This window comes from Nocardia sp. NPDC059691, from assembly GCF_042733915.1.
GTDB classification, from domain to species: domain Bacteria; phylum Actinomycetota; class Actinomycetes; order Mycobacteriales; family Mycobacteriaceae; genus Nocardia; species Nocardia sichangensis.
The window spans coordinates 148,118-164,971 of sequence record NZ_JBHWFB010000008.1 but is presented as its reverse complement, the minus strand read 5'-3'; the positions used below and the strand labels follow the sequence as shown (position 1 = coordinate 164,971).

The following is a 16,854-nucleotide window of genomic DNA, read 5'->3' as shown; positions in this document are numbered from 1 at the left end:
GTCCCGCACGGCCCGGCCGTGTCACACTCCGCGCCCCTGCGTCGTCGACCTGGTGAAGCATCCATAGACTCGCCCCGGCGGGGCCCGAACGACGAACGGCGAACAGACGTGACTTCCGAACAGCCTTCCCCCGAGCACCTCGATCAGGCCGAGCTGGCTCGGCGGTTCGAGGAGCACCGCCCATATCTGCGCAGGCTCGCCTACAGCACACTGGGCAGTCTCAGCGACGCCGACGACGTCGTGCAGGAGGCCTGGCTGCGGTTGCAGCGCCAGTACGAGACGGGCGCCGCCGGAGCGATCGACAATTTGCGGGCTTGGCTGTCCACCGTCACCGGCAGGCTCGCCCTCGACCACCTCGGCTCCGCTCGCGTGCGCCGCGAACAGTACGTGGGCGAATGGCTGCCGGAGCCGGAGGTGACCAGCTGGGACGACCCCGCCGACCGGATCACCCAGGACGAGCGGGTCACCACCGCGCTGCTGGTCGTGCTCGAGTCGCTGTCGCCCGCCGAGCGCACCGCGTTCGTACTCCAGGACGTCTTCGGCATGAGCGGCCCCGAAGTCGCCGAAGTGGTCGGCCGCACCCCGGCCGCCGTCCGCCAGCTGGCTTCCCGCGCACGCAAACACGTCGAGGAGGGCACCCCGCGCTTTCCCGCCTCCCCCGACGAGCAGAAGAAGGTGGTGTCGGCCTTCGCGCTGGCGTGGCGTTCCGGCGACCTCGGCGCCCTGCTCGGCGTCCTCGACACGAACGTCAGCCTGACCGCCGACGGCGGCGGCAAGGTGCCCGCGATCCGGCAGCCCGTGCACGGCGCCGAGCTCGTGGCCAAGCTGCTGCTCGGCTGGTACCAAGTGGCGGGCGGCTGGGGCCGCGCGGTGCTGGTCAACGGCCAGCCCGGACTCGTGGTCTTCGACGGCACCCACACGGGCGTCTTCTCCTTCACCGTCGACGACGGTCGCATCGTCGCGATCGACGTGGTCCGCAACCCCGACAAGTTGCGCGACCTGCCCACCACCGGTGAGCCCGACTGGCACCTGGGCGGAAGCCGCACCGAGCGGGAGTAGTCAGCCCGCGACGCCGAGCGGCCGCGAGTATCCGTGCGCGGCCGCGACTTCGGCCGACAGCAGCCGCCCGGCGTCCGCGGTGAGCCCGTGCGCGAGATCGGGGTGCCGGGCGCATGCCTCCTGCCAGCCGAGTTCGGCGATCGCCCGCACGTAGGGCAAGGTCGCGTTGGTGAGCGCGATGGTCGAGGTGTGCGGCACCGCGCCCGGCATGTTGGCGACGCAGTAGAACAGCGAATCCGCCACCCGGAAGGTCGGATTCGCGTGCGTCGTCGGGTGTGCCGAGGCGAAGCAGCCGCCCTGGTCGATGGAGATGTCCACCAGCACCGCGCCGGGGCGCATACCGCCGACGAGCTCATCGGAGACCAGCTCCGGCGCACGCGCGCCGGGAACCAGCACCGCGCCGATCACCAGATCCGCCGACAACACCGCGCGCCGGACCTCCGTGGCGTTCGACGCGACGGTGGCGATCCGCCCGTCGAAGCGAGCGTCGAGTTCGCGCAACCGATGCAGGTTGGTGTCCAGCACGCTGACGCGCGCCCCCATGCCGACGGCGACCGCGGCCGCGTTCGACCCCGCGACGCCGCCGCCGAGCACCACCACTTCCGCCGGGCGCACGCCGGGGACGCCGCCGGGCAGCAGTCCCGCGCCACCGAGCGGCGCCATCAGGTGATACGCGCCGACCTGAGCGCCGAGCTTGCCCGCGATCTCGCTCATCGGAGCCAGCAGGGGTAGCGACCCGTCGGCGGCGCGCACCATCTCGTAGGCGATGGCGGTGATGCCCGAGCGCAACACGGCGTCGGTGCATTCGCGCGACGCCGCCAAGTGCAGGAAGGTGAACAACACCTGCCCACGGCGCATCCGCTGATACTCCCGCGCGATCGGCTCCTTCACCTTCAACACCAGGTCGGCTTCCCGCCACACCTGGTCGGCGTCGGGGACCAGGCGGGCCCCCACCGCGGCGTAGTCGGCGTCGGGAAATCCCGATCCGACGCCCGCGCCCGCCTGCACCAGCACGTCGTGTCCGTGCCCGGTCAGCTCCCCGGCGCCCGCCGGAGTCAGGGCTACCCGGAACTCTTGATCCTTGACCTCCTGTGGAACTCCGATCCTCATACCGCCATCGTGGCCCCGGCGCGGGGCCGACGCCACGACCGACGCGCCGAACGCGCACGGCGACCACCCGAGCCGCGCGCGCCGGGTGAGTTTCTCGGCACGTTGCCCAGCTGAGTTCGGACGACCCGTCTCACACGGTGGTGGTGCGTCCCAGCGGCGGTATCCGCAACTGCTCGGTGCGGCCGCCGTAGCGGAAGACACGGCCCAGGTGGTCGAGCGTCTCGCTGAAGTGCGCCCAGCCTTCGGCGTGGACGGGCACGATCACCGCGTCGCCGAGCGCTTCGGCCGCCTCCAGCGCGGTGCGCGCGTTCAGGGTGACGTCGGTGTCGCCGAAACGGCCGACGTTCGCGGCGCCCACGTTGAGCACTGCGATGTCGATGCGGCCGATCCGCTCGACGATCTGCCGTACCAGGTCGACGGAGGCGTTGTCACCCGAGACGTACACCGTCGGTTCGCCTTCGGCGCGCAGCACGAACCCGGTGACGATACCGCTGAACGGCTCGCAGCCCTCGGGACCGTGCAGGGCCGGCACGCCGGTCACCTGCACGCCGTGCACCGTCACCGTCTCCCAGTTCGCCAGCCCGCGCACTCCTTCGATCCGAGTCGCCGCACCGGGCGTGGACAGCACGGTCGGCACCGTGGTCAGCAACTTCCGGCCGGAGTCGTCGAGGTTGTCGGCGTGTTCGTCGTGCGAGAGCAATACGACGTCCACGGGGCCGACTTCCTCCCGCGACACGGCGGGCCCGACGAGTTTGTGCAACGTGATGGGCCCCGGGTAATCGCCCGGCTCGTCGAAGGTGGGGTCGGTCAGCCAGGTGCGGCCCGCGTAGCGGAACCGCACCGTGGGACCGCCGATGTGCAGGAGTTCCAGGCCGGTGCGTTCGATCGTCTCGCTCATGCCGTTGATCTTGTCCCACCCGCCCGCCAAGAGATAGTGGCCCGCGAGCCGCTTACCGTTAAGATCGGGCCATGCGTACAGTGGCCGTTCTGGCGTTCGACGGAGTCAGTCCCTTCCATCTGTCGGTGCCCAGCCTCGTTTTCGGCCGGGTCGGCGTCGAAGGGCCCGCGCCGTATCAGGTGGACGTGTGCGCCGAGCGGCCCGGAACAGTGCGCACCCCGGCCGGATTCGACATCCACGTCCGGCACGGACTCGAGACGCTGACGCGGGCCGACACCGTCGTGATCCCGAGCTGGCGACTCGGCGCTCCGCTGTCCGCCGACGTGCGCGACGCCCTGCGCACCGCCCACGCCGGCGGCGCCAGGATCGTCGGGCTGTGCCTGGGTTCCTGGGCGGTGGCCGCCAGCGGACTGGCCGACGGCCGCGAGATCACCACGCATTGGGCCTCCGCCGCCGAGCTCGCCCGTGCGTTCCCCGCGGTCCGGGTCCGTGCCGACACGTTGTGGTCGGATCTGGGCGATATCGTGACCTCCGCCGGGGTGGCCGCGGCGCTGGACTGCTGCCTGCATCTGGTCCGCGGCGATCTCGGCAGCAAAGCCGCCACCGAGCTGGCCAGGTCGCTGGTCACCGCCCCGCATCGCAGCGGCTCCCAGGCGCAGTACATCCCCGTCGCGGTGCCCGACGCCGCCGACGACGATCCGATCGAGCGCGCCATGGTCTGGGCGCGCACCCATCTCGGCGACCCGGTCGACCTGGACGGCTGGGCCCGTGTCGCGCTCATGTCGCGGCGCACCTTCACCCGCCGCTTCCGCGACCGCACCGGCACCAGCCCCCAGCAGTGGCTGCTGCTCCAGCGCACCGATCGCGCGCGGCTACTGCTCGAATCCACCACCGACACTGTGGAACGCATCGCGGTCGACACCGGATTCGGCACGGCGGTGAGCCTGCGCCACCACTTCCACCGCATCCTCGGCACCAGCCCCGCCGCGCACCGCACCAGTTTCCAAGGACAGAACTGACCGGGACGGGCCGCGGGTGGCCGCACGGCCGAGCCCGCTAAGTTCATGGCCATGCGGATTCAGCTGGGCGAGCATGCGCCGGAGATCGATGAGAGCGCGTGGATCGCGCCGAACGCCACCGTGATCGGCCGTGTCCGGCTCGGCGCCGAGGTCAGTGTCTGGTACAGCGCGGTGCTGCGCGGCGACCTGGAGACCATCGAGGTCGGCGCGCGCAGCAATATCCAGGACGGCTGCGTGCTGCACGCCGACCCGGGCTTCCCGCTGACCGTCGGCGCGGGGGTCTCGGTAGGGCACAACGCGATCCTGCACGGGTGCACGATCGGCGACGACGTGCTCGTCGGCATGGGCGCCACCATCCTCAACGGCGCGGTGGTCGGACCCGGCAGCTTGATCGCGGCCAACGCGCTGATCCCGGAGGGCGCGCGGATTCCGCCCGGTTCGCTCGTGGCGGGCGTGCCGGGCAAGGTGCGCCGGGAACTCGGTGCCGAGGAGCAAGATCGCATTCGCCTGAATGCGACTGTCTACCTAGCAAATACAGCCCAACATCGCACGGCGAATGAGGTGTGAAACAGGACACACTGATCAAATGTCCATTAGAGATCGCTGATAGCATTCAGCCAGCGTGCCCGGCGACCCGGGCTCTCCTGTCGACACGGTTGTCGTGCGACTTGTAGCGCAGTGGTGAACCCACCCGGGTCGATGGGTGGGCGAGCGTGCAGGCAGGAGGTATCACGGTGTCGTACGTGCAGTCGGGTGTGCACGGGCCCAAGGGCCGGATCAGCGTCGCCGACATCGCGGCCCAACCGGGGGGAGTCGAGGCACTCCAGCGCCGGGTTCATGAATTACGTTCTCGCGGTGTGGATTTCGCCGCGAACGCGATCGAGAAGGAAATGGCCGAGCTGGATCTGCCGCGCCAATGACTTCGACGCCACGCTCACCGCGGATCACGATGCCGCGGTGAGCGTGGCGAGTCCGGCCGTGGTGTGCTGATCCAGCGCCATCAACGCGGCCCGAATGCGTACCGTTTGCCAGCCACCGTCGACCCGGCGCAGGCGCACCGTCCCCTCGGTACGATGCCGCGCCAGATCTCGCGACATGGTTCGCGCGGTCGCCAGATCATCCGGATGAATCTGCGGCCTCGGTTGCCCGGGGAGATCCGCCCAGGCGACGTCCGGCATGGGCGGCCCGATCCACCGGATCAGCCGCAACGAGCGCAGATTGACGATCGCGCGGTACTCGCCGGGTTCGGTGGCGGCCTCCAGCACCGCGTACTCCAGGATCGTCGGCGGTGGAGCGGCGGAGACGGCGGTGGACGCGCCGATGTCCTGGGTCACCCCGCGCAGCAGCACATGAGGCTCGCCCGCGTCGTCCGGCTCGGCGACGATCCGGCAGGCGAAATGCCCGGCGCGCAGAGCGTCGTCGTCGCGCCGGATGGTCCAGACCGCCTGATGCTCGGTGCCCGGCGCCGAGTTGACGATCTTGGCCAGCGCCTCGCTCTCGTCGCGGTTGGCGACCAGCCGGGTGAACGCGCCCGCGATGGCCAGCTCGGCGGCACGGTTCTCCGGCGCGACGCCGTACAGGTCCAACAGGTCGATACTGCGCACCGAGCGGTTGGCCGTGAGATCGAAGTACCACGCCCCCATCGGGTCGGCCGCCGCGACCGGCTCTTGCTGCGGGCCCACCCACAGTCGTACGGCATGCGCCCGCCCCGGCGCGATGAGCAGCGGCTCGGCCCGCACCGTGCGCCGCCCGTCGCCGGAGACGCACGCGACCGGCGCACCGGTGGCACATGCCCGCCGCAGCGCCGACTCCGCGTCGGCCCGCGACAGCGGATTGCGCACGATGTTGCTCAGCGGCACGAACGCCTTCGGCGCGGACCCCACGGCGATCACTCGCCCCGGCTGGCCCGAAAAGCACTCCAGCAGCAGCCATTTCGTCACCATCCGCGCCCCCGCACGCCATCATCGGCGGTCCACCGTAACTCGTAATATGCTCGGCCGGTTGTCATTTCGCCCTCCCCGTCCCTGACCGCGCATCCGGCGTGCGGTCAGGACCGGAATACCATGTCCAGCACCTTCTCGTGGTACGACCCCGCCATTCGTGTGACCAGGTCCACAGCGATGGCATCGATTCCGACCAGGACCTTCGCGTCGCCGCGCGCGGCGCCGCGCAGAATGGTCCGCGCAGCCGCTCCCGGGCTGGTCCGCGCCACATGTCCCTCGAATCGGCGCACCACCGCTTGCGCGTCGACGCCCGGCGCGACGCTCGCCGACCGGGCGATCCCGGTGAGCACGCCGCCCGGATACACCCCGGTGACCCGCACCGAGCCGCCCGCCGCACGCATGTCCTGGCGCAGCGAGTCGGTGAAACCGCGTACTGCGAACTTCGCCGCGTTGTACGGCGCGTGCCGCGCGACGGCCACCAGCCCGAACGCCGAGGACATATTGACGACATGCGCGCGATCGGCGGCCAGCAGATGGGGCAGGAACGCCTTGGTCCCGTTGACCACACCCCAGAAGTCGACGGCCATCACCCGTTCGAAGTCGCTGAAGGGCGACTCCAGCACGCCGCCGACGTGCAGGATGCCCGCGTTGTTGAACAGTGCTTCGACCCGCCCGAACCGGGCGACGGTCCGCTCCGCGTACGCGAACACCGCCGCCCGATCGGTGACGTCCACCGTGCTCACCGACGGCTCCCGGCCCACGGCCGCGCACAGCACCCCCGTCTCGGCCACGGCATCCGCCGACTTGTCCGACAGCGCCAGCGATGCCCCCGCGCCCGCCAATGCCACCGCCAGCGCCCGGCCGATGCCCGAACCCGCGCCGGTGACCGCCACCACACGATTCGCGAAATACCCCATGGCTCAACCCCTTTCCGGACCGTCCGGAGTCGCGGCCGGACACCGACCACAGGCTAGTCAGCCGAATCTGGACGCGCGACCCACTCCATCCGGCCGCTCCTCGGCAATGCCGGGTCACGCGGCGTCCACCCAATGAAATAATGGACGTTCCCGTCCGCACCCGTCGCGATGCCGCGCCCACCGGCCACGGCCCGGCGACCGCGCCGAACCTACTGGAGATCCGATGCCAACCCTCTCGCCCATGTTGCAGCGCATCCTCGAGAAGCCGGTCGCCGACGGCGAAAAGCTCCTGGAAAGCGCACTCTCGGCATTCCTGGACTTCGGTATCAAGCGGACCAGCATGGGCGAGATCGCCCGCCGCGCCGGGATCAGCCCGGCCACGCTGTACCGGCGCTACGAATCCAAGAACGACCTCGTCGAGGCGGTCAGCGTCCGGGAGGCACAGCGCTTCGTCGCCGCGATCGAGAAGCAGGTGCGCACCGTCTCGGGCAACGACGATCAGCTCGTCGAGATCTTCGTCGCGTTCATCAGCGCCATCGCGGGCAACGAACTGCTGCGCCGGCTGCTGCGCACCGAGCCCGACCTGATCCTGCCCCGGCTGACCACCGAGGCGGGGCCGATCCTCGCCGTCGGCCGCGACTACCTGGCCGAGAAGCTGCGCGAGCTACGGAATGCCGGTGGCACGCACGACTTCGACGCCGATCTGGTCGCCGAGATCATGGCCCGGCTGGCGCTGTCGCTCGCCCTCACCCCCGACGGCCTGATCCCGGTCAGCGATCAGAACGCGGCGCGCGAGTTCGCCCGCCGCACGCTGCTGCCGATGGTCGGCGTCCGGGTCAGCGCTTGATCGGCGCTGTCGGACGCAGTCCGTCTTCAGCCCGCGCATGGCCGGAGCGAAGGCGGAGGTACGCCTGATCGGCGCTGTCGGACACAGTCCGTCTTCAGCCCGCGCATGGCCGGAGCGAAGGCGGAGGTACGCGTAATCCGACGCCGAACGCGGCGTCCACCCGCTCGTCCAGCTCGGCCCGCGCCGCCGCATCCGGCGCCCGGCCCTCCACGAACTCGCGCACCAGATCGATGACTCCCGCCGACCGGGCCGCCGCCGGATCGGGCACCGGCAGCCGTGACACATATTGGGTGATCCACCGCCGCCTGCCCGAGTACAACCGATTGCCGCAGACCACGTCGTAGAACCGCAATCCGAGCGCCGAATTGGCCACCCCCATCAGCAGGTATGCCAAGCGCGTCGCCTCCGTGGGCGCAGCCGCCAGATCGGGCAGCGAGATCCAGTAGCAGTCGCCGTTGACCACCGCGCCCGAGCTGTCCAGCGCGAAACGCGGACGGTCGCTGATGTCCGGGAATACCAGCTTCGGCTGCTGCCACAGGTGCGGGCGCTGCGGCACCCAGATCTCGTACCAGGCGCGGCCGCTTTCGACGACATAGCGTCGCCCGGCCAGTGTGCGACGATGCGACCGTAGATACGCGGCGGCGGCAGGGTATTCGCCGAGATCAATCGGCGTGCGGCGGGCACAGGCCAGGTCGTAGGGATACAGCACGCGAACGTCGCGGGCGCGTGTGGCCCGCCACGGCGCCAGATCGTGATGGGTGATCAGCTCCAGCAACAGTTCGGGCTCGGGACACAGGTCGGCCTGTGCCCAGCGGTCGGAGATGAACACATGGTCGGCGGTCGTCTTGATGCCGACCCGGATGCGCGCCACCTCGCCGAAATTGCGCCAGGTCGCCGCCGCTATCCGCGCCAGCCAGGAATCGATCGCGTCGTGCGACATCCGCCACGCGGCCTCCGGCTCCCGCGCCGCGCCTCGGAAAGTCCTTCGTTCCGCCGTGACCTCCGGCGCGGCGTCACGGGTCGAACTCTCATCGCCACCCCGACCGGCTCCGGGCGGCCCGCACCCCGTTGCCAACGTGCCGACCTCGACGGCGAAGGTCCGGCCGTTGTACTCGACGATCGAGCCGCCCGGGTCGAGCAGCGCCTCGAACAGCGTCTTCGCACCTGGTGTTTCGCCGATGGCCTCGTAGGCGGAGACGTAGCGGCAACCGTCGCCGTGGATCGCGCGGCGCGCGATGGTGATCGCGGGCAGCACAGCGGCGGTGAACAGTTTGGTGTCCCCCAGGTCGTACAGCTCGACCGGAGCCAGATCGGTCAGCAACAGCCGCCGGATGTTCGCGCCGGCCTTGGTGGTCAGGAATCGGTTGGCGCACAGGAGGCCGAGCACACCTCCCGCGGCCAGCAGCCGGGGCAGCGTCGCCACGAACGGATGGGTCAGGTCGATCCGCCCGCGCAGACCGAACCGCTTGCTCAGCAACTGCGCGGTCGATCCTCCCAATTGCTGGGTGCGCACATACGGCGGGTTGGTGATCACCGCGTCGAACGCGCCGTCCGCGAGCCGCGCCTCGACCGCGAGGAAGTCCGCCTTGTGCCAGTGCGCGTCGATCCCCGCCGAGCGGGCGCGCTCACGGGCGACCGCGAGCGCGCGGGCGTCCAGGTCGTAACCGGTCAACACCAGACGGACACCGGGAAACCGGGCCGCGACCTCTTCGTGCACGGCGAACAGCAATTCGCCGTCGCCACAGGCCGGATCGAGCACACGCAGGACGCCCGCGTCCGAGGGCTCGGCATGGCGCAGCAGCCGTTGCGCCAGGAACCGCGCCAGCACGGGCGGCGTGTAATGCCTGCCGTGCCGTTTGCGGTCCCGCGCGGCGGGAGCTTCGGACGCCATATCGGGATTCTGCCTGGCGCGACCGCGCCCGTTGCCGCAACGCGGGCAACACTTTTGCGCCCCGCGCGCGTCGCGGCCGACTCGCCCGGCGCCCGGCGACGGCGTGGCGCCCGGCTTTCGCGTCGGAGCGTTCGATGCTAGCGTGCGGTCTCGAAATAAGACTACCAAAGGAGGCGGGGGAATGACCGTGACGACCGACGACTTCACAACCCTGACCCGAGTGCTCGACGAACGGTGGACCTGCAGGCAATTCCACTCGCAGCCCGTCGAGCGCGACACCATCCGCGCCCTGTTGCGGCTGGCCCAGCGAACGCCGTCGTGGTGCAACACCCAGCCATGGCAGGTCGTGGTGACGGAGGGCGCCGGAACGGATCGTTTCCGGAAGGAACTGGTCGAACACATCGCGACAGCCACGCCCGCGTCGGATTTCGAGTTTCCCGCGCAATACACCGGTGCGTACCGGGACCGCAGGCGCGAATGCGGAAAGCAACTGTATGACAGCGTCGGCATCGCCAAAGGCGATCACGAGAAGACGATGCGGCAGGCGGTACGGAATTTCGAACTCTTCGACGCGCCGCATGTGGCGATCGTGACCAGCGAAGCCGATCTGGGCGTCTACGGAGCGGTGGACTGCGGTCTGTACATCGGCAGTTTCCTGCTGGGCGCGCAGAGCCTCGGTCTCGGCGCGGCGCCGCAGGCGGCACTCGCCTCGTACTCCCCTTTCGTCCGGGAGTACTTCGGCATCCCGGAGCATCGCAAGGTCGTCGCCGGAATCTCCTTCGGATATCCGGACCTCGATCATCCCGTCAACGGCTTCCGCACCACCCGGGCCGACGCCGACGAAGTCGCCACCTGGTTCGCCGACTGACACCCGAGGGCGTCAGCGCGCGCTACCCGCGGTCGCCTCGGCGCCGGTGACGCCCAGCAAGCCCGGTCCCGGCTTCGGGGTGACATCGCGTGCGGTGAGTTCGGCTCCGCACGAATCGCATTCGAGCCGGACGTGGGCCTCGCCCGCGCACTCGTGATGGGCGTAACGCACCGGAGGCCCTTCCGGCGCCATGTAAGCATCGCCCCAATCACGGATGGCCAGCAGAATCGGGTAGATGTCGTGCCCCTTGGGGGTGAGGCGGTACTCCTCGTGCGCACCCACGGCGGCCTTCTGCTTGACGAGGATGCCGTGCTCGATCAGGCGGTCCAGCCGATCCTGCAACCTGCTGCGCGAGATGCCCAGTGCGCTCTGGAAGGCGTTGAACCGCCGGACCCCGGAGAAGCAGGACTTGAGGATCAGCAGCGTCCAGCGATCACCGAAGATCACGAGCGGGCGCGTGATCGAGCACGGCACGTCGGCCAGTTCTTCGTAGCGCACCTCCCGATGCTACCGACCACCGAGCCGCTCCCGCCCCGTGAGACTTCACGACCTCACCCGCTCGAACTGCGTGCGACACACCAAACCACCGACTCCACAGCGCCGCACGAGCCCGTCGGTGCGAAATCCGGAAAACGCGAAGCGGGCCCCGGGAATACCGGAGCCCGCTTCGGTGCGTAGATCAGAGCGGAATGTTCTTGTGGTGGCTGGCGCGGGCCGGGGCCGCGGCGAGCGCCGCCGCGATAATGCTGCGGGTCTTCGCCGGGTCGATGACCTGGTCGACGACACCGATGGCGATAGCGCGCTCCACGCCGCCCGCGATGCGCTCGTGTTCGGCGGTGAGCCGCTCGTGCAGCGCCTCGCGCTCCTCCTCCGGCGCGGCCGCGAGGGCCTTCTTGTGCAGGATGCCGACCGCGGCCTTGGCGCCCATGACGGCCACCTCCGAGCCCGGCCACGCGTAGACCGCCGTCGCGCCGAGCGAGCGGGCGTTCATCGCGATGTAGGCGCCGCCGTAGATCTTTCGGGTGACCAGCGTGACCCGCGGAACGCGCGCCTCGGCGAACGCGTGCAGCAGCTTCGCGCCGCGCCGGACGACGCCTTCCCACTCCTGGCCGACGCCGGGCAGGTAACCCGGAACGTCGGTCACCACGATCAGCGGAATGCCGAACGCGTCGCACAGCCGCACGAAACGCGCCGCTTTCTCCGCGCTCTCGGAGTTCAGGCAGCCGCCGAGACGGATCGGGTTGTTCGCCAGCACACCGACGGTGCGCCCACCGAGACGGCCCAGACCGGTGACGATGCTGCGGGCGTACCCGCCCTGCAATTCCTCGAACGACGACTCGCCGTCGACGTTGTCGAGCAGCTCGTTGATGATCGGCTTCACGTCGTAGGCGCGCTTCGCCGACTCCGGCAGCATCGCCTTCAGGTCGACGTCGCCGTGCTCGGCCGCGACCAAGTCGAATTCACCCTGCTCGGCGAACATCGACACCAAGCGGCGAGCGCGGTGCAGCGCGTCGGACTCGTCGGCGGCCACGATGTGGGTGACGCCGGACTTCTTACCGTGCGTCTCCGGCCCGCCGAGGGTGGCCATGTCGACCTGCTCGCCGGTCACGCTGCGCACCACGTCCGGGCCGGTCACGAAGACGCGGCCTTCCGGAGCCATGATCACGATGTCGGTCAGCGCCGGGCCGTAGGCGGCGCCACCGGCCGCGAAGCCGAGCACCACGGAGATCTGCGGGACCAGGCCGGACGCGCGGACCATGGCCTCGAAGACCAGACCGACCGCGTGCAGCGCCTCGACGCCCTCGGCCAGGCGAGCGCCGCCGGAGTGCCACAGGCCGACCACGGGGACACCGGAGTCGATGGCGGTGTCGATGGCGTCGACGATGTGCTTGCAGCCCTCCACGCCCATCGCGCCGCCCATGACGGTGGCATCGGAGCAGTAGGCCACGGTGCGGACGCCGTCCACCTCGCCGATGGCGGCGAGCACGCCGGACTTGTCGCGCGGGTGTAGCGGAAGAATGGTGCCGGGATCGAAGAAACGCTGGAGCCGGCCGAGCGGATCGCGCGGGTCGGTCGTCGTCTCCTGATGCAACGCGGGAGCGATGATTGTCATCGCGTTGTCTCCTGACCTCGATAAGTGCGCCGCTGCCGCGGCTGCGTATGGCGAAACGCGGCGGGGCCGACCACGTCAGATGGCCGGCCCCGCCGGAATCGTTGTGCAGTCGATCGCGCGGCTATGCCCGACCGAAGGCGAGCGCTACGTTGTGCCCACCGAATCCGAAGGAATTGTTGATCGCGTACTCGATCTCCTGGCGGCGGGCTTCGCCCTTCACCACGTCGAGGTCGATCTCCGGGTCCTGGTTCTCCAGGTTCAGCGTCGGCGGAACGATGCCGTCGCGGATGGAGAGCACGGTCAGCACGGACTCCAGGGCGCCGACGGCGCCGATCGAGTGGCCGAGCGCCGACTTCGGCGCGTACACCGAGGCGTGGCTGCCCACGGCTTTGTTGATCGCGTTCGCCTCGGCGGTGTCACCGATCGGCGTCGCGGTCGCGTGCGCGTTGATGTGCGTGATGTCCTTCTTGGTCAGGCCAGCGGACTGCATCGCCCTGGTCATCGCCCGCGCGGCGCCGTCACCCGTCGGGTCGGGGGCGACGAGGTGGAAGCCGTCGGAGGTGATGCCTGCGCCGAGCAGGCGGGCGTGGATGGTCGCGCCCCGAGCCTTCGCGTGCTCCTCGGTCTCGATGACCATCAGCGCGCCCGCCTCGCCGAAGACGAAGCCGTCGCGATCCTTGTCGAAGGGACGCGAGGCGCCCTTCGGGTCCTCGTTGCGGGTGCTCATGGCGCGCATCATGGTGAACGCCGCGATGGGCACCGCGTCGATGAAGCCCTCGACGCCACCGGTGACGACCATGTCCGCGTCACCCATGACGATCATCCGCCAGGCGTTGGCGATGGCCTCGGAGCCGGACGAGCACGCCGAGACCGGAGTGACCACTCCTGCCCTGGCCTTCAATTCGAGGCCGACAACGGCCGAGGGGCCGTTCGGCATGACCATCTGCACAGCCAACGGCGAAATCTTGCGGTAGCCGCCGTTCTTCAGCTTGTCCACGGAATCGATGAGGGCGTCGCCGCCTCCCAATCCCGTGCCGATGGCCACACCCAGCCGCTCCGGGTCGACTTCCGGGCTGCCCGCGTTCCGCCAGACCTCGCGACCGAGCACGGTCGCGAGCTGCTCGACGTAGGCCATGCGCCGACATTCGACCCGGGTCAGCAGGGTGTCCGGCCGGACCTTCAGGTGACCGCCGATGCGGACCGGAAGGTCGTATTCCTCGACGAAGGAATCCTCGAGAACGTCGATGCCGCTCTCGCCGTTGAGGAGTCCCTTCCACGTCGCATCGACGTCACCCGCGATCGACGTGGTCGCCGCAAGGCTGGTTACGACGACGTTGGGGAAGTTCCCGTTCAAGGTGGAAGGAGTGGTCACAGTTTCGGCCCTACTCGGCGTTGTCGAACTTGGCCTTGAGCTCGGCCGCCGCCTCAGCGTTCTCGGCCTCGAGCTTCTGGATGTAGTTGACGGCGTCGCCAACGGTCTTCAGGCTGGCCAGATCCTCGTCGGGGATCTTCACGCCGTACTTGTCCTCGGTCTGAACCGCGATCTCGACCATGGACAGCGAGTCGATGTCCAGGTCATCGACGAAGGACTTCTCGATCGTCACTTCGGAGGGCTCGATGCCGGTCACCTCTTCGATGATCTTGCCGAGTTCCTCGACGATTTGTTCCTGGGTCAGAGCGGCCACTTCGTGGCTCCCTTCTTGATACTTTGTAGGGCTCTACTGGTTTTTTTCGGATCGAGCGCGGTAATAGTTACCGCCTCTCGGTCACGACCTCGCATCATGTGATGCATGGTCGCGGAGGAAAGCTAGCCGGACACGGTCAGCTCAGCCAACGCGGGGAGGTCTTGCGGGGTCTTCAGGGCCAGCGTGGGCGTGCCCTTCAGCTCCCTCTTGGCAATGCCGACGAGGGTGCCCGCCGGCGGCAGTTCCGCCACCGCCGAAACGGCGGCCTGCCGGACGGTCTCGGTGCACAGATCCCAGCGAACAGGCCGGGTGACCTGCGCGGCGAGCTTGTCGATCGCGTCCTGTCCGGACGCGACCGGCTTGCCGTCGAAGTTCGAGAGCAAGGTTCTGGTCGGCTCGTTCGGCGTGATCTTCGTTATGGCGTCGGTCACAGCATCCTGCGCGGGCGCCATGAACGCCGTGTGGAACGCGCCCGCGACGGGCAGCGCCCGAACCCTGGCCTTCTCCGGAGGGTTCGCGGCGAGCTCGGCGAGAGCGTCCAACCGACCCGCGGCCACGATCTGGCCCACCGCGTTGCGGTTGGCCGGGACGAGGTCGAGTTCGGTGAGCCGTTCGAGCACGGCGGCCTCGTCGCCGCCGAGCACCGCGGACATGCCGGTCGGTTCCAGTGCGCACGCCTTGGCCATCTCCGCTCCGCGGATGGCGGCCAACCGGACCGCGTCGTCGGCGGAGATGACTCCGGCGACCGCGGCGGCAGCGAGTTCACCGACCGAATGCCCGGCGACGATGGTAGCGGCGGGCAGCTCGTCCTGGGAGATCTCCGCGAACGCGAGTAGCGCGGCGGCGACCACCAACGGCTGGGTGACCGCGGTGTCGGTGATCTCCTCGGCCGTCGCGGTGGTGCCGAGACGGACCAAGTCCAGGCCGGAAGCCTTGGACCACAGCGTGAGGCGCTCGTTCGCGCCGGGAAGGTCGAGCCAAGGCGCGAGCATGCCGGGTGTCTGAGAGCCCTGTCCAGGGGCGAACAACGCGATCACGCCTCTAAGAAAACACTGTGAGGCGGGCCGCACGAGATGTCGACGCGGATGAAGCTTCGGAAGCGGTTTTGTGGGGGTTCCACAAAAGACCACGTGGGCTGTCCGAATCGACCGATTCCGCCGATGCGTTACAAGCCCTCGGGACCCAACGCGATCGAAGTGACTTCTGGGACAGGAGTTGACGATTCGTTACGGGTTCGTGTCAAACGACCCACTGTCGCGGCGATCCGGAGGACGTACGCGTCCCGTGGATTCATCGGATCCCGGCCGGTGATCTCGGCGATTCGCTTGAGGCGATACCGAACCGTATTTGGATGGACGTACAGCTGGCGCGCACACGTCTCGACCGCTCCACCGCAATCCAGATAGGCATCGAGCGTGTCCGCCAGCGACGACCCCGCCGCAGCCAACGGTAGGACAAGGTACTCGTTCAGCGCGTCGATCGCAGCTCGATCACCCAACAAAGCGCGCTCCGGCAGCAATTCCGCCGCGTGCACCGGTCGCGGCGCCCCCCGCCAACCCACCACGGCCTCCATCCCGGCCAGCGCCTCCACCGCGCTGGCGTGGGCCGCGCCCAGCGTGCGGGTGGTCGGACCGATCACCACCGGGCCGTCGGAGAACACCTCCGCGAGCAGGTCTGCCAAGAACGGTGAGATCTGAGCGGTCTCCCCCAGATGCCCGGAGACGACCATCACCAGCCTGGTGCCCTGCACCACCGCGAGCGCGGCCCGCCCGTGCCGCGCCGCGATGGAATGCACCGCCCCCACCGACGAGACACCCTGCTCCCCGGGCGGCGTGCCCACCAGCACCGTCGCCGGTGCGGTGGCGTCCCAGTTCAGCGTCGCGGCCCGGGAGAGCATGTCCGGGCCGGTGTCGCCGCGCACCACGGCGTCGACGACGAGCGCCTCCAACCGGGTGTCCCACGCGCCGCGCGACTCGGCGGCGCTGGCGTACACCGAGGCGGCTGCGAAGCCGAGCTCACGCCCGTAACGCAGCACCGCCTCGGTCAGCGCCACCAGCTGCCGGTCGTTGCGCGCGAGCGCGGGCAGCCACTGCTCGAAGAACTCCATGGCGACGCGCACCATGTCCACGGTCTGGCGCAGCGTCAACCGCCGCGCGAGATCCTGCGGGATCACCTGGAAGGCGTCCAGGCTGAAACGGATGTCGCTGTCCGGGTCCTGGAGCCATTCCAGGAAGTTCACCACCGCGGTCTGCACCAGCATCTGCACGCCCGCCCGCTGCGCGGCGTCCAGATCGGCGAAGAACGGCAACCGATCCTGCATCGACCCCACCGCCTCGGTGGAGAGGCGGCCGGAGAACTGCTTCACGCGTTTGAGCAGCGTGTCCGGAAGGGGGTCGCGGGTCTGCCGGTTCGGGGAGAGCGCGCCCGTCGGCAGATACACCTCGTGCTCGGAAGAGCCCTCGGAGATCCGTCGCGGCCGCGGCGGTTTACGGTCCACCATCCAA

General features: G+C 69.5%; 17 protein-coding genes. 6 read left to right on the top strand and 11 right to left on the bottom strand.

Annotation, left to right across the window (positions count from 1 at the left end; translation table 11 throughout):
• The first annotated feature begins 108 nt into the window (after positions 1–108).
• Positions 109–1,059 (top strand): RNA polymerase sigma factor SigJ, encoded by a 951-nt coding sequence (sigJ, locus tag ACFV2O_RS19315; protein ID WP_379252981.1) that lies wholly within the window; start codon positions 109–111, stop codon positions 1,057–1,059.
• Here the strand turns inward: sigJ and ald are convergent, their stop codons facing one another.
• A complete protein-coding gene (gene ald, locus ACFV2O_RS19310; protein ID WP_379252980.1) occupies positions 1,060–2,169 on the bottom strand; it encodes an alanine dehydrogenase in 1,110 nt (369 codons plus the stop codon). It abuts the gene before it with no gap.
• Positions 2,170–2,299: 130 nt separating this feature from the next.
• Positions 2,300–3,067, bottom strand: a complete 768-nt coding sequence (locus tag ACFV2O_RS19305) for an MBL fold metallo-hydrolase (protein WP_379252979.1) — start codon at positions 3,065–3,067, stop codon at positions 2,300–2,302.
• A 71-nt stretch (positions 3,068–3,138) separates the two neighbouring features.
• Between ACFV2O_RS19305 and ACFV2O_RS19300 the strand changes: the two genes are divergently transcribed.
• The 3 genes from ACFV2O_RS19300 to ACFV2O_RS19290 all read left to right on the top strand — a co-directional run bounded on the left by ACFV2O_RS19300 (position 3,139) and on the right by ACFV2O_RS19290 (position 5,006).
• Entirely contained in the window at positions 3,139–4,086 is a 948-nt protein-coding gene (locus ACFV2O_RS19300) for a GlxA family transcriptional regulator (protein WP_379252978.1), read from the top strand.
• A 51-nt stretch (positions 4,087–4,137) separates the two neighbouring features.
• Entirely contained in the window at positions 4,138–4,653 is a 516-nt protein-coding gene (locus ACFV2O_RS19295) for a gamma carbonic anhydrase family protein (protein ID WP_355072760.1), read from the top strand.
• 167 nt (positions 4,654–4,820) lie between these two features.
• The gene (locus tag ACFV2O_RS19290) at positions 4,821–5,006 is read left to right on the top strand and encodes a hypothetical protein (RefSeq protein WP_039803648.1); all 186 of its coding nucleotides are present in this window, start codon (positions 4,821–4,823) and stop codon (positions 5,004–5,006) included.
• 24 nt (positions 5,007–5,030) lie between these two features.
• Here the strand turns inward: ACFV2O_RS19290 and ACFV2O_RS19285 are convergent, their stop codons facing one another.
• Together ACFV2O_RS19285 and ACFV2O_RS19280 are read right to left on the bottom strand one after the other, a co-directional pair.
• Complete coding sequence (locus ACFV2O_RS19285) at positions 5,031–6,029, bottom strand: GAF domain-containing protein (RefSeq protein ID WP_379252977.1); 999 nt, start codon at positions 6,027–6,029, stop codon at positions 5,031–5,033.
• Between the two features lie 104 nt (positions 6,030–6,133).
• Positions 6,134–6,946 (bottom strand): SDR family NAD(P)-dependent oxidoreductase, encoded by an 813-nt coding sequence (locus ACFV2O_RS19280; RefSeq protein WP_379252976.1) that lies wholly within the window; start codon positions 6,944–6,946, stop codon positions 6,134–6,136.
• A 223-nt stretch (positions 6,947–7,169) separates the two neighbouring features.
• On the opposite strand from ACFV2O_RS19280, the gene ACFV2O_RS19275 reads away from it, so the two are divergent.
• Positions 7,170–7,793 (top strand): TetR/AcrR family transcriptional regulator, encoded by a 624-nt coding sequence (locus ACFV2O_RS19275; protein ID WP_355072755.1) that lies wholly within the window; start codon positions 7,170–7,172, stop codon positions 7,791–7,793.
• Positions 7,794–7,887: 94 nt separating this feature from the next.
• On the opposite strand, the gene ACFV2O_RS19270 is transcribed toward ACFV2O_RS19275, so the two are convergent.
• Entirely contained in the window at positions 7,888–9,684 is a 1,797-nt protein-coding gene (locus ACFV2O_RS19270) for an Eco57I restriction-modification methylase domain-containing protein (RefSeq protein WP_379252975.1), read from the bottom strand.
• 181 nt (positions 9,685–9,865) lie between these two features.
• Here ACFV2O_RS19270 and ACFV2O_RS19265 point away from each other — a divergent pair, with 181 nt between their 5' ends.
• On the top strand, positions 9,866–10,552 hold the full coding sequence (locus ACFV2O_RS19265; RefSeq protein ID WP_364427685.1) for a nitroreductase: 687 nt from the start codon (positions 9,866–9,868) through the stop codon (positions 10,550–10,552).
• Between the two features lie 12 nt (positions 10,553–10,564).
• Here the strand turns inward: ACFV2O_RS19265 and ACFV2O_RS19260 are convergent, their stop codons facing one another.
• From ACFV2O_RS19260 to ACFV2O_RS19235, 6 genes are all read right to left on the bottom strand, one after another.
• Positions 10,565–11,050: a helix-turn-helix domain-containing protein gene (locus ACFV2O_RS19260; protein WP_355072749.1), complete on the bottom strand. Its 486-nt coding sequence runs from the start codon at positions 11,048–11,050 to the stop codon at positions 10,565–10,567.
• Positions 11,051–11,231: 181 nt separating this feature from the next.
• Entirely contained in the window at positions 11,232–12,665 is a 1,434-nt protein-coding gene (locus ACFV2O_RS19255; protein WP_355072748.1) for a carboxyl transferase domain-containing protein, read from the bottom strand.
• A 121-nt stretch (positions 12,666–12,786) separates the two neighbouring features.
• Positions 12,787–14,037 (bottom strand): KasA/KasB family beta-ketoacyl-ACP synthase, encoded by a 1,251-nt coding sequence (locus tag ACFV2O_RS19250; protein ID WP_355072747.1) that lies wholly within the window; start codon positions 14,035–14,037, stop codon positions 12,787–12,789.
• Positions 14,038–14,047: 10 nt separating this feature from the next.
• Positions 14,048–14,350, bottom strand: a complete 303-nt coding sequence (gene acpM / locus ACFV2O_RS19245) for a meromycolate extension acyl carrier protein AcpM (RefSeq protein ID WP_039796877.1) — start codon at positions 14,348–14,350, stop codon at positions 14,048–14,050.
• Between the two features lie 122 nt (positions 14,351–14,472).
• Positions 14,473–15,387, bottom strand: a complete 915-nt coding sequence (locus tag ACFV2O_RS19240) for an ACP S-malonyltransferase (RefSeq protein WP_355072745.1) — start codon at positions 15,385–15,387, stop codon at positions 14,473–14,475.
• Between the two features lie 128 nt (positions 15,388–15,515).
• Complete coding sequence (locus ACFV2O_RS19235) at positions 15,516–16,850, bottom strand: helix-turn-helix domain-containing protein (protein WP_355072743.1); 1,335 nt, start codon at positions 16,848–16,850, stop codon at positions 15,516–15,518.
• Positions 16,851–16,854 lie beyond the last annotated feature (4 nt).

Excerpts from the sequence above, each read along its gene's own strand:
- ACFV2O_RS19280 (WP_379252976.1), bottom strand. The coding sequence starts at position 6,946 with ATGGGGTATTTCGCGAATCGTGTGGTGGCGGTCACCGGCGCGGGTTCG.
- ACFV2O_RS19255 (WP_355072748.1), bottom strand. The coding sequence starts at position 12,665 with ATGACAATCATCGCTCCCGCGTTGCATCAGGAGACGACGACCGACCCG.
- ACFV2O_RS19295 (WP_355072760.1), top strand. The coding sequence starts at position 4,138 with ATGCGGATTCAGCTGGGCGAGCATGCGCCGGAGATCGATGAGAGCGCG.
- ACFV2O_RS19270 (WP_379252975.1), bottom strand. The coding sequence starts at position 9,684 with ATGGCGTCCGAAGCTCCCGCCGCGCGGGACCGCAAACGGCACGGCAGG.
- ACFV2O_RS19300 (WP_379252978.1), top strand. The coding sequence starts at position 3,139 with ATGCGTACAGTGGCCGTTCTGGCGTTCGACGGAGTCAGTCCCTTCCAT.
- ald (WP_379252980.1), bottom strand. The coding sequence starts at position 2,169 with ATGAGGATCGGAGTTCCACAGGAGGTCAAGGATCAAGAGTTCCGGGTA.
- ACFV2O_RS19305 (WP_379252979.1), bottom strand. The coding sequence starts at position 3,067 with ATGAGCGAGACGATCGAACGCACCGGCCTGGAACTCCTGCACATCGGC.
- ACFV2O_RS19275 (WP_355072755.1), top strand. The coding sequence starts at position 7,170 with ATGCCAACCCTCTCGCCCATGTTGCAGCGCATCCTCGAGAAGCCGGTC.
- ACFV2O_RS19265 (WP_364427685.1), top strand. The coding sequence starts at position 9,866 with ATGACCGTGACGACCGACGACTTCACAACCCTGACCCGAGTGCTCGAC.
- ACFV2O_RS19235 (WP_355072743.1), bottom strand. The coding sequence starts at position 16,850 with ATGGTGGACCGTAAACCGCCGCGGCCGCGACGGATCTCCGAGGGCTCT.
- ACFV2O_RS19285 (WP_379252977.1), bottom strand. The coding sequence starts at position 6,029 with ATGGTGACGAAATGGCTGCTGCTGGAGTGCTTTTCGGGCCAGCCGGGG.